This window comes from Streptomyces sp. NPDC028289 (assembly GCF_055565975.1).
Map to the genome: position 1 here is coordinate 947,488 of NZ_JBVHTI010000002.1, position 12,068 is coordinate 959,555.

9 protein-coding genes are annotated in these 12,068 nt (G+C 68.6%); 7 read left to right on the forward strand and 2 right to left on the reverse strand.

The annotated features are described in order from the left end of the window. Window positions 1-92: 92 nt before the first annotated feature. A complete protein-coding gene (locus ACZ4UV_RS12140) occupies window positions 93-1,049 on the reverse strand; it encodes a LacI family DNA-binding transcriptional regulator (protein ID WP_451017213.1) in 957 nt (318 codons plus the stop codon). A gap of 351 nt (window positions 1,050-1,400) precedes the next feature. Here ACZ4UV_RS12140 and ACZ4UV_RS12145 point away from each other — a divergent pair, with 351 nt between their 5' ends. From ACZ4UV_RS12145 to ACZ4UV_RS12165, 5 genes are all read left to right on the forward strand, one after another. Further along, window positions 1,401-2,873 (forward strand): MFS transporter, encoded by a 1,473-nt coding sequence (locus tag ACZ4UV_RS12145; RefSeq protein WP_451017212.1) that lies wholly within the window; start codon window positions 1,401-1,403, stop codon window positions 2,871-2,873. A gap of 214 nt (window positions 2,874-3,087) precedes the next feature. After that, window positions 3,088-5,349 carry a beta-glucosidase gene (locus ACZ4UV_RS12150; protein WP_467837595.1) on the forward strand — a complete coding sequence of 754 codons (2,262 nt, stop codon included), beginning with the start codon at window positions 3,088-3,090 and terminating at the stop codon, window positions 5,347-5,349. Beyond that, a complete protein-coding gene (locus ACZ4UV_RS12155) occupies window positions 5,349-7,112 on the forward strand; it encodes a family 43 glycosylhydrolase (RefSeq protein ID WP_451017210.1) in 1,764 nt (587 codons plus the stop codon). Before ACZ4UV_RS12150 ends, ACZ4UV_RS12155 begins: the two co-directional genes overlap by 1 nt. 54 nt (window positions 7,113-7,166) lie before the next feature. Beyond that, the gene (locus ACZ4UV_RS12160; RefSeq protein ID WP_467837597.1) at window positions 7,167-7,934 is read left to right on the forward strand and encodes an SDR family NAD(P)-dependent oxidoreductase; all 768 of its coding nucleotides are present in this window, start codon (window positions 7,167-7,169) and stop codon (window positions 7,932-7,934) included. A gap of 64 nt (window positions 7,935-7,998) precedes the next feature. Next, window positions 7,999-8,778: an SDR family NAD(P)-dependent oxidoreductase gene (locus tag ACZ4UV_RS12165; RefSeq protein ID WP_451022674.1), complete on the forward strand. Its 780-nt coding sequence runs from the start codon at window positions 7,999-8,001 to the stop codon at window positions 8,776-8,778. Window positions 8,779-8,890: 112 nt separating this feature from the next. On the opposite strand, the gene ACZ4UV_RS12170 is transcribed toward ACZ4UV_RS12165, so the two are convergent. Beyond that, a complete protein-coding gene (locus ACZ4UV_RS12170; protein ID WP_451022675.1) occupies window positions 8,891-9,793 on the reverse strand; it encodes an RICIN domain-containing protein in 903 nt (300 codons plus the stop codon). A gap of 269 nt (window positions 9,794-10,062) precedes the next feature. Here ACZ4UV_RS12170 and ACZ4UV_RS12175 point away from each other — a divergent pair, with 269 nt between their 5' ends. Together ACZ4UV_RS12175 and ACZ4UV_RS12180 are read left to right on the forward strand one after the other, a co-directional pair. After that, on the forward strand, window positions 10,063-11,388 hold the full coding sequence (locus ACZ4UV_RS12175; protein ID WP_451022676.1) for an amidohydrolase family protein: 1,326 nt from the start codon (window positions 10,063-10,065) through the stop codon (window positions 11,386-11,388). Window positions 11,389-11,425: 37 nt separating this feature from the next. Further along, the gene (locus tag ACZ4UV_RS12180; protein WP_467837600.1) at window positions 11,426-11,971 is read left to right on the forward strand and encodes a TetR/AcrR family transcriptional regulator C-terminal domain-containing protein; all 546 of its coding nucleotides are present in this window, start codon (window positions 11,426-11,428) and stop codon (window positions 11,969-11,971) included. The last annotated feature ends 97 nt before the right edge of the window (window positions 11,972-12,068 follow it).

Genomic DNA, 12,068 nt, shown 5'->3' on the forward strand with positions numbered 1-12,068 from the left:
ACTTCTGCGGCTACGCGAATTCCGCTGCGTGCCGTCAGCCGCCCGCCACTACAGCCATCGCCGATCACCTCGGTCGGGGCAGAGCCCTGAGATCAGCTGCTCCCGCCTTGGATGACCCGGAGGCGCACTTCGGTGTGCGTGTCACTGATCGCGTCCTTGTCCAGGCGGGAGAGGATCGACTGGACGGTTGCTTCTGTCACCGCGGATGTGTCGTACTCCATGGTCGTCAGCGGGGGAGTGGTGAGACGGGAGAGAGGGGTGTGGTCCATGCCGATCAGCGCCAGGTCCTGCGGCACTCGCCATCCGCGGAGCGAGGCGGCGTGGAGCAGGGCGGTCGCCACGTCGTCGTTGTAGCAGCCGACGGCGAAGCCCGGATCGCCGAGCTGGTCCAGTGCGGCCACGGCGTCCGCGGCGTTGATCCCGAGCGTGAGGATCCGCGGGTCGTCGACGCCGCGTGTACGGCACTCGTCCACGAACTCACGCTCACGAGGGCCGCCGAAGGTGTCGCTGCGCGCGTCGTGCAGGTGGGCGTAGGCGAGATGCCGGTAGCCCCGGTCGATCAGGTGGCGCGCCTGGAGCCTGCCGATCTCGGAGTTGACGTCGCGGTGTGACGTGCTCTCCGGGTCGATCGCCTCGACGCCTCGACGCTCGAGTAGCTGTCTGTCGGCGTCGGAGAACGGGGTGAGGGACAGGATGGCCCGCGGCTTCATCCCGATGACAAGGCGATCCAGTGACGCCGTGGTGTGGGTGGAGAGCCGTAGGACCAGGGCGAGTCCACGCCGGGACAACTCGTCGGTGAGGGCGCCGTAGATGTCCTGCAGGTTCCCACCGAAGGTCGTGTCGGGGATGAGCGCGATGACGATGTCGCTCGACCCCTTGGCCAGCGTCCGCCCCGCTGCGGAGGGTTCATAGCCGAGTTCGGCTACGGCTTGGTGCACGCGTGCCCGGGTCTCCGCTGCGAACTGGTCTCCGCGGCCGTTCAGGATCTGGCTGACGGTGGATCGCGAGACGCCTGCCCGGTCGGCGACGTCCTGACTGGTAGCGATCACCGTTGCCTCCGTTTCCCTCATGGCCCTCACTGCAGTCTATCGCTATTAACGCGTGACACCTACAGTCTGCAGCACTATTGACGCGCGTTAATGCGCTCTGCTTAGGTCTTGACGCGCGTTAACAGTCAGTGGCCTGTCGCCGCGTGATACCTGAACTACCGGCGAGGTGCCGGGAGCCGTACATGGCGACCTCCCTGCACGGAGGCCGCATGGGTCCCGACCCCTCATCAAGTTGATTGAGCGCGGCAGCGCCCCGACTTCGTGAGCCCGCCCGCGGCATGCACACTCCGGCACGCACGCCGATCCCGGAGGCTCCGCACGTTTCCGAACCACCTGATTGAAGGGCCGCACATGTCACAGAAACTCGCGATCACTGAGGGCGCCGCAGAGCCGAACGCCAAAATCCGGTTCGGTGTCCGGCACTCACTCACCCTGCTCGCCCTGGTGTGGACCGCTCAGGTCCTCCCGGTCGTCAGCCTGCTGGCGGGCAACGCGCAGTCCGCCGTCGCCATCCACTTCCGCACCACGCAGATCGCCTGGTTCGGCCTGATGGGCGTCCTGATCGGAACGTTCGTCATGCCCTTCGTGGTGAAGGCCGCCGGAATGTACGGCAAGAGGCGCATGATGATCGCCATCTCCGTGCTCGGGCTCGTCGGTGACGTCATCGCGGCCCTCGCGCCGAACTACGCCACGCTGCTCGTAGGGCGGGCTGTCGCGGGCCTGTACGTGCCGATCGCGGCGCTCTCCTACTCGATCGCGCGTGACGTGTTCCCCCGCCACCTGGTGGGGCCTGCCAGTGGACTCATGGGCGGGGGTCTCGGCCTGGTCGGCCTGGGCGGGCCGTTCCTGTCCGGGTGGGTCATCGACGACTACGGCTTCCGCGGCGCTCTGTGGTTCATGGCGATCGCCACGGTGCTGAGCCTGATCCTACTGATCACGGTCGTGCCCGAGAGCCCTGTCCGTGAGGAGCGTGCCCGCATGGACTGGCTGGGCGGAGTGCTGTTGGGGGGTGGCCTCACGGCCATCGTCTATGCCATCGGGAAGGGCACCGAGTGGGGCTGGACCAGCGGCGAACTCTTCACCTACCTCGGTGCGGGCACGCTCGCGCTGATCGCGTTCGCGGTCGTCGAGAGCCGCGTCACGAGCCCTCTGTTCCCACTCTCGATGCTCCGGCGGCGCAGAGTGTGGACGGTCCTGGTCGCGACGGCGGTGGTCGCGGCCGGGGTCTACTCGGTGGGCACGGTCATGCAGCTGCTGGCCCTCATGCCGAAGATCCCCGGCATGTCCGCGGGCCTGGGTTGGTCGGCGACGAGAAACGCGGTCGTGACCAGCCCCATGAGCGTCCTGATCATCGCGGTGGCAGTCCTGACCGGGGTGCTGGCCCGCCGGATGGACGCCCGGATCCTGCTGGGCACCGCCGCAGTATTCGCCGCAGCCGGTTTCGCTCTCGGCTCCCATCTGCACCACTCGGCGTCCGAGATCATCATCATGGGCCTCATCTCCGGAGTAGGCACCGGCATGACGGCCTCCATCGTGCCCATCATGATCATCGGTGCGGTTCCGCCCGAGGAGCAGGCCTTGGCCAACGGGGCCCAGAGCATGGTGCAGGGCGTTATCCAGGCGGTCGTCCTCCAACTCACCTTCGTGGTCATGGCCAAGGGCGGCACAGTGCTCAAGGGCACCCAGTTCTACGGCGACTCCGGCTTCGCCAACGGGTTCTGGCTGGAGGCCGGCTGCGTAGCGCTGGGCGGTCTCCTCATCCTGCTGATACCGAAGGTCAAGCGGCTCGACGAAGCCGAAGTGGGCCAAGCGGCGGCCTCCTGACCGCACTTAATCGGTCCGGCCCCAGGGCCGGACCGACCCTCACGGTCTCTGGGCGCCCACGCGGCTCTCATACGGCTCCCTCGGCGACCTCGTCGTCCAACGAGCCGGATCCGTTCACCCACCCGCACGGGCGAGCGGTGCCGCGCGCCCGTCGCGACAGCCCGCCCACCACTCTCACCGTGGCCCCGCCCGGGCCGGCACAGAAAGAAATCTCATGGCGAAAGTCGACCTGCAGGCCTTGTCGCTCGAACAGAAGGCATCGTTGCTGACCGGCGGCGGCTTCTGGTCCACCGCGGCCGTCCCCGAGGAAGGCATCGACGCGATCGTGCTTTCCGACGGTCCCCACGGGGTCCGGCGTCAGAAGCACGGCACCGATCACCTGGGGCTGCACCACAGCGAACCGGCGACCTGCTTTCCGCCCGCTGTCGCGGTGGGGTCGAGCTGGAGCGAGGAGGTGGCCGCGAAGATCGGCGCAGCGCTCGCCGAGGAGGCCCGCGCCCTGGGCGTGGATGTCCTGCTCGGACCCGGCGTCAACATCAAGCGCTCCCCCCTCGGCGGACGCAACTTCGAGTACTTCTCGGAGGACCCGCTGCTGTCCGGGGTGCTGGCCACCGCCTACGTGAGGGCACTTCAGGCGGGCGGCGTAGGGGCGTCGTTGAAGCACTTCGCGGCCAACGACCAGGAGACCGAGCGCATGGTCATCAGCGCCGATGTCGACGAACGTACGCTGCGGGAGATCCATCTGGCGGCTTTCGAACGCGTCGTCACGGAGGCCGAGCCGGCCACGGTCATGTGCTCCTACAACAAGATCAACGGCGTTCCCGCGTCGGAGAACCACTGGCTGCTCACACAGGTCCTGCGCGATGAATGGGGGTACACCGGCGCGGTGATCTCCGACTGGGGCGCGGTGCGCACACGTCCCGCGGCCCTGAACGCCGGTCTGGATCTGTGCATGCCGGGACCAGGGCACCACGCTACGCAGGCCCTCGTCGAAGCCGTCCGGGACGGTCGTGTCGAGGAAGCGGCGGTGGACCGCGCGGCGGAGCGCGTGCTCGCACTCGTCGACGCGGCCGGAGACCGGACAACCGCTCCGGATCTGGACGCGCACCACGAACTGGCTCGCGAGCTCGCGGCCGAATGCGCGGTCCTCCTGAAGAACGCGCACGGCACCCTCCCGCTCGACCGAGCGTCGTCCGTCCTCGTGGTCGGGGAGTTCGCGACCACACCTCGCTATCAGGGCGGCGGCAGCTCACACGTGAACGCCACACGTGTCGACATCCCGCTCGGGTGCGTCGAAGCCCATGCCGCCTCGCGGGGGACCACGCTCATGTACGCGCGGGGATTCGACACCCGGGACGAGGACGGCGAAGCGCTCCGCGCGGAGGCGGTGCGCGCGGCGGCCGACGCCGAAGTGGTCGTCGTGTTCGCGGGCAACCCGGAGGCCGAGGAGACCGAGGGTCTGGACCGCGAGCGCCTCGAACTCCCGCCCGCGCAGGTGAAGCTCATCAAAGAGATCGCAGCGGTCGCCCCGCGGACCGTGGTCGTGCTCGCGAACGGAGGGGTCGTCTCGCTCGATGACTGGCACGACGACGTCGACGCGATCCTGGAGGGTTTCCTCCTCGGACAGGGCGGCGGCGCGGCGCTCGCCGATCTCCTCTTCGGCGCGGCCAACCCCTCCGGCCGCCTCGCGGAGACCATCCCCCACCGCATCGAGGACACCCCCACCTGTCTGTCGTTCCCCGGGGAGCAGGGACACGTCCGCTACAGCGAGGGCGTCATGGTCGGGTACCGCTACTACGAGACGGTCGGTGCCCCGGTCCGCTACCCGTTCGGACACGGCCTGAGCTACACCGAGTTCGACGTCTCCGAGCTGCAGGTGCGGGTCGAAGGGCCGGCCGAAGCAACGGTGGCCGTCACGGTCACCAACACGGGCACGCGCGCCGGCAAGTACGTGGTGCAGGTGTACGTCTCCACGCAGGCCGGTCCCGTGCGGCGCCCGGAGCGCGCGCTCGCGGCCTTCACCAAGACACACCTGGAGCCCGGACAGGCGAAGGAGGTCCACCTGCGGCTGGACCGGCGAGCCTTCGCGTACTGGGACGTCCTCCTCTCCCGATGGGTCGTGCCGGACGGCACCTACGTCGTCCAGGTCGGCGAGAACGCCGCCACCGTGCTTCACGAGCGCGCCGTCCACCTCGACGGTGACGGTATCCAGCCGCCGCCGTCGCTGCAGTCGAACGTCGGCGAATGGCTCGCACACCCCGTCGCGGGCCCCCCGCTTCGGACGCGTATGGCTCCGCTCATGGCGCAGAGCGGGGCGGAACTCGACGACGCCGGCGACCAGATGAGCATGGTGGCGTCGATGCCGATGGCGCAGATCCTCAACCTGAGCGGCGGAGCCATCGACGGCGACTGGCTCCTGTCGCTGCTGGCCGACTCCGGCCCCACTTCCCCCAGCGAAGAAGAAAGCAGGAACTGATGACATCCGACTCCCGCGACGGCACGACACGGGCTGTCTGCAATCCGCTGAACCTCCCCTATCGCTACCAGGACCTGCGCCCCATGTCCGGGGGCCGGACCGTGCACCGGGAAGCGGCCGACCCGTCGGTGATCCTGTACCGCGGCCGGTTCTACCTCTTCGCGTCGATGTCGGCCGGCTTCTGGCACTCGACGGACCTGCTGACCTGGGAGTACCGGCCCAGCCAGACACTTCCCGCGCTCGACTACGCTCCGGACGTCCGAGAGATCAACGGCGCCCTCTACGTCTCGGCGTCCCGGCAGACCGACAGCCCGTTCTTCCGCAGCGAGGACCCCCTGTCGGACGACTTCACCCAGGTGAACCCGGGCTTCCCCTTCTGGGATCCGAACCTCTTCCAGGACGACGACGGTGCCGTCTACTTCTACTGGGGGTGTTCCAACAAGGAACCCATCACCGGCGTCCGCGTCGACCCGGAGACCATGGACAGGATCGGCGAACCGGTCCCGCTCGTCAGCGGCGATCCCGAACACCACGGCTGGGAACAGGTCGGGGAGAACCACGTCAAGACCGAACCCACGACGGAACTGGCGAAGGCGATCGCCGAGTACCTCGGTGACGCCCCGTTCATCGAGGGTGCCTGGATGACCCGGCACGAGGACACCTACTACCTGCAGTACTCCGCACCGGGCACGGAATGGAACACCTACGCGGACGGCTACTACACCGGGTCATCGCCGCTCGGGCCGTTCGCGTACGCGCCGAACAGCCCGTTCTCGTCGAAGCCCGGCGGCTTCATCACCGGCGCGGGCCACGGCAGCACCTTCCAGGACGCGTACGGCAACTGGTGGCACGCCTCGACCATGCGGATCTCGGTGCACCACGAGTTCGAACGGCGCGTCGGACTGTTCCCCGCCGGTTTCGACGCCGAGGGCGTCCTCTTCTGCAACCAGAACTTCGCGGACTATCCGATGATCATGCCGGACCGCAGGGTCGATCCGTGGACCGGCACCTTCGCCGGATGGATGCTGCAGTCGTTTCGCGCGAGGACGACCGCGTCGTCCTTCGCGGAAGGCCACGAACCCGACCTCGCGGTCAACGAGGACATCCGTACCTGGTGGACCGCCGCGACGGCCGAGCCCGGACAGTGGCTCCAGATCGACCTGGGCGAGGAACGCACCGTCTCGGCGATCCAGCTCAACCTCGCCGACCAGGACCTGGCCGCGCACGCGCCGGAGAGGACCGACGGCGGTGAGGCCACCGGGGCCTGGAGGGCGATCTACCCCGATCTCCAGCCGACCGAAGTGCTCATCGAGATCTCGCGGGACGGCGAGCAGTGGGACACGGTCTCGGACAACCGAGGATCGGGCGAGGACGCTCCGCACGCGCTCGTGGTGCTCGATCACGCCCGACGAGCCCGGTTCGTCAAGGTCACGGCCGGCCGGATGCCCTTCGACGGCCCCGTCTCCGTCAGCGGCCTGCGCGTCTTCGGCACCGGCGACGGAACGGCACCCGCGGCCGCCACCGCGCGAGCCAGGCGCGTCGACGACCTCACGGCCAGGCTCGACTGGGAGCCCTGCGAGACGGCCCACGGTTACAACGTCCGCTACGGCATCGCGCCGGACAAGCTGTACCACAGCTGGCTGCTCTACGAGCAGAACGCTCTCGATCTCCGAAGCCTGAACGCGGGACACGACTACTGGGTGGCCGTCGACTCCTTCAACGAGAACGGCATCACCCCGGGCCCGGTCGTGAAGATCACCTGAGATCCGCCCGACCCGCAGCCACCCCGTCACCGACAAGAACGTAGGAGATCACTCATGCAGGGCCTGCACGACAAGGTCATCGTCTTCGCCGGCGCCGGCGGAATCGCCACCGCCACCGCGAAGTTCCTCGGCGCCGGGGGCGCCCGTATCGTGGTAGGTGACGTCGTCGGGGCGTCGGCCGAGACCACTGCCCAGGCAGCCCGGGACGCCGGCGGCGACGGCATCGCCACCGTCGTCGACATCGCGGACGAGAGCCAGGTCAAGCACCAGATCGACCTGGCGATCAAGACATACGGCCGCATCGACGGCCTGTTCAATGTCGCCGCGAACATCCACCAGGACGAGGTCGCCAAGGACACCGACGTGACCGGCATCGACCTGGGCGCGTGGCAGCGCACGATCGACGTCAACCTCACCGGATACCTGCTCACGCTCAAGCACGCGCTGCCCCATCTGGTCGCCGGCGGCGGCGGATCCGTGGTCAACACCCTGTCCGGCGCGGTCTACGCCGGGATGCCCGACAAGGTCGCCTACTCGGCGACCAAGGCCGGCATCGGCGCACTCACCCGCCACGTCGCCCGCCGCTACGGCAAGGACGGCGTGCGCTGCAACGGGGTCGCCCCCGGCCTGGTCATGACCGAGCAGACCGAACGCAACCTGCCCGAGGAGTTCCGCGACATGATCCTCGCGACCACCCCGGCGCCGCGCCACGGCCGGCCCGAGGACGTCGGCGCCACCGTCGCCTTCCTCCTGTCCGACCTCGCCCAATGGACAACCGGCCAGATCCTCTGCGTTGACGGCGGCACCACGATGCGCCCCTGACGGCTGCCCGGCAGCGCAATCCGATCGGTTGCCATCAACTTCTCGATACCAAGAAGGAAGAAACATGGGAAAGCTGGACGGCAAAGTCGTCATGCTCACGGGAGCCTCCTCGGGCCTGGGCAAGCAGCAGGCGATACGGATCGCCGAAGAGGGCGCCGACCTCGCGATATGCGCGAGGACCGAGAGCAAGCTCTTTGAGACCAGGAAGATCTGCGAGGACCGGGGCGCCGAGGTGTTGGCGATGCCGGCCGACATCATGGACCACGACGCGCTGTCCGCGTTCGTGGCCGCGACGGTCGAGAGGTTCGGCACCATCGACGTGCTCGTCAACAACGCGCACACCGTCACCGTCCCGGCCCCGTTCCTGGAGAAGACCATCGACGATCTCGATGTCGAGATGCGCAGCTCCGTGTACGCCTACTGGCACCTCATGAAGCTCTGCTTCCCCTACCTGCGTGACCGGCCCGGAGCCGGCGCGTCCATCATCAACTTCGCCTCGGAAGCAGGCGTCATGGGCGACGCGCTGTACGCCCCGTACGCCGCGTCGAAGGAGGCGGTCCGAGGGCTGTCGCGGGTCGTCGCGAGGGAATGGGGACAGTACGGGATTCGCGTCAACACCCTGTGTCCCAACGGCATGACGGACAACATCTCCGGTGGCCTCGAGTGGATGGAACCCCGGACACGCGAACACATCGAGAAGAGCTTCGTGAACAACCCGTTCGGCCGCGCCGGAGACCCCTACGAGGATGTCGCACCGGTGACCGTGTTTCTCGCGTCGGACGACAGCCGGTGGATCACGGGACAGAACCTCCACGCGGACGGGGGAGGCCTGATCAACGCCTGAGGAATCACGACCGGTTGGGAACGTGCCGGGTGGTCCGAATCCCGTCGCAGCGGGCCGAGGTGTTCCTCGGCCCGCCCGTTCCGCCTCCTGTCGGAAGACCGCTTCCCCATCGTCAGACGACAAGCCATTGCTGGTTGGCGCCGGCGTCACAACTCGACTGACTGAGGGCCGCCCCGTTGTCGGTAGACGCTCCGGCGACCTGGAGGCACAGGCCGCTGTTGACGTTGGTGAAGGTGACGTAGCCGCCGATCACCGCGGTCTTCCGCCACAGTTGGTGCGTGCCGCCGTCACAGGTCCATTGGTCGGCCGTGGCACCGTCGGCCTTGGAACCGCCGGGGATCTCCAGGCGCTTGCCGCTGTTGACGTTGACCAGCCGGTAGTTCGACCCGACGGGCGTCGGTACCCACTGCTGGTTGGTCCCGGAGTTGCAGTTCCCGGAGTTCACGGCCGCCCCGTCGGCGGTGCTCGCGTACCAGACGTCGGCGCACTTGCCGCTGTTGCGGTTCAGCAGGTGGTTGTTCGCGGAGCCCAGCGGGGCGGCCAGGACGGGCCACCCGCCCGAGAAGGTGACCTGGCGGATGTCGAGGGTCTCCTGCCCGTTGTTGTTCCCGTCGTAGTAGTGGTAGGCGAGGAACTTCGACGTGCCGTCGTCGTAGGCGTCCGCGCCGCCGGCCGCCACCTTCGGGTAGGCGCCGGCGAGCACGGTGGTCCCGCCGCCGGAGACCATGTCCACGCCGTTCTGGTCGAGGTAGGGGCCGGTGATGCTGGTGGACCGTCCGACCACGGTGTAGTAGGTGCTGTTGGTTCCGCTGCAGCACAGGCCCTTGGAGCCGAAGAGGTAGTAGTAGCCGTCGTTGAGGATGATCGTCGGGTTCTCGATGCCGACGGCGATGTGCCAGAGGTTGTTGTCGGTGGTGGACAGCTTGCCCGTGGACTGGTCGAGGACGTGCATGTAGGTGCCGGAGCCGGTCCAGGAACCCCACCCGTGGCCCGTGGACGGACGGCGTGCAGGCACGATTTCCTTGACGCCGAGGTTGATAATGGCAACAATGTATCCGTAACTATCCGTGGCGTCCCACACCCATCCCGGCCGTCGGCGCAGTCGCGGCCGGCCCACCGATCCCCACAAGCGCGCCGGACGGCCCGCAACCGGCTGCTGCACGGCTTCACGCATGTGGTGGCCGGTACCCGGGTCCGAACCGCCACGCAGTCAATTGCGCCCCTGGCAAGGAGCTGCGACATGTACGCGAAGAGTCACGCCCTCACCAGCGCGGGGTCGGTCACATGAGCCGCACGTTGCTGCGCGGCGCGCAGGTGATCAGCATGGCGCCCGGCCGGCCGGACGTTGAGCGCGTCGACATCCTGGTCGACGGCGACAGCATCGCCGCCGTGGGCGAGCACATGGGCAGGCCCGACGACGACACCGTCGACTTCTCCGGGCGCATCGTCATGCCCGGCCTGGTCAACGCACACCTGCACACCTGGCAGGCCGGACTGCGGTGTGTGGGCGCCGACTGGACCCTGTTGCAGTACCTCGCCCACCTGCACGGCGGCGTCGCCGCGCACTACAGCCCCGACGACATGTTCATCGGCACCCTCGCCGGCGCGCTGAACCAGATCAACTGCGGTACCACCACGATCGGCGACTGGTGTCACAACAGCCTGTCGCCCGCGCACGCCGACGCGGCTGTGGCAGGACTACTGGAGTCGGGAATCCGCGCGGTCTTCCTGCACGGGACGCCCTATCGGGCGCCGGATGTCGCCCACCCGCTCCCCGAGATCGACCGGCTGTCGGAGGCCGTCGGCGGGCACGCCTTGCTCACCCTCGGGATGGCACTCCAGGGGCCACAGTATTCGACGCCCGATGTCGCGGTGGCTGACTTCCGGGCCGCCGACGAGCGAGGTGTCGTCGTGTCGATGCATCAGAGCGGCGGTGAGCCCTCGGCCGCCTGGGAGGCGGTGCGCACCGCCGGCCTGTTCGGGCCCCGCACCAATGTCGTCCACGGCGCCGGTCTTACCGACGACTGGGTCAAGACGCTGGTCGATGCCGGCGTCAGCTTCACCACGACTCCCGAGAACGAGCTCGGCCAGGGCCACGGCACCCCCATCACCGGACCACTGCTGCGGCTCGGCGCGGCACCCTCGCTCGGCACCGACGTCGACAGCGTCGTGCCCGGCCAGCTCCTCACGGCCGCGCGCATCGCTCTGGCCCACCAGCGCGCCCTCGATCACGAGCACCACCGGCGGTCGGACGGCGCGGCATCCGAGCGACCGTCGATCACCGGCAGGCAGGCGCTTGCCTGGGCGACCGTCGCAGGAGCCCGCGCCCTCGGCCTGGCGGATCGAGTCGGCCGGATCGAGCCGGGTATGCAGGCCGACCTCGTCGTCATCGACGCCCGCGCACTGAACCTTTGGCCCGCCCATGACCCGATCGCCGCGGCCTTGCACGCCGAGATCGCCAACATCGAAGCCGTGATGATCGCCGGTCGATGGCGCAAGCGAGAGCACTCTCTGCTCGGAGCGGACGTCGCAGGGGTCAAGGGACGACTGCTGGACTCCGGCGAACGGCTTCTCCGCGTCTTGGGCATGCCCGGCGTCCCGCGGTCCTGATGCGGTGCCACGTGTTTCGGAGGGGAGGAGTGCCCAGGTGCCGTGCAAGGCGCTGAACAGGGAGCAGATCGTTCAGGCCGTCGTCGGGCTGCTGGACGCCGGGGGAGCCGACGGCCTGAGCATGCGTCAACTCGGCAGCCGCCTCGGAGCCACCGCGGCAGCGGTCTACTGGCACGTGAAGGACAAGGAAGAGATCCTCGCGCTGGCCGCCGACGCGGTCTGGAGGGAAATTCAACTGCCCGACCTGGAGGGGAGCGGGTGGCGGGCGGTGGTCACGACCATGGCCAACGACCTGCACGCGATGACCTTGCGGCATCCGTGGGTCGTAGCGGCCATGAGTTGCCATGCCCCGCACGCCCCTGGCCGAGCCCGCCACGAGGAGCACCTCCGCGCGGCGTGCGAAGCCGCCGGGTTCACCGGACGGGAAGCGGAGCAGGCGACGAAGACCGTGCTGACGTTCGTGTTCGGCACCGCCTTCGGCGAACACAAGGGCGAGGCCACCGCGTCGACCGCCGAGGACCTGGCCTTCGGCCTGCGGGTGATCCTCGACGGTCTCCAAGCCCGACTCGACGCCCGGCCATGAGTACGGCGCCGGTTCCGCACCGGTGTCCCACGGTCGCCGCCGACGTGAAGTGGCCTGCGGCAGTGGTTACTTCGAGCAGCGTGGTGAGGCGATAGGC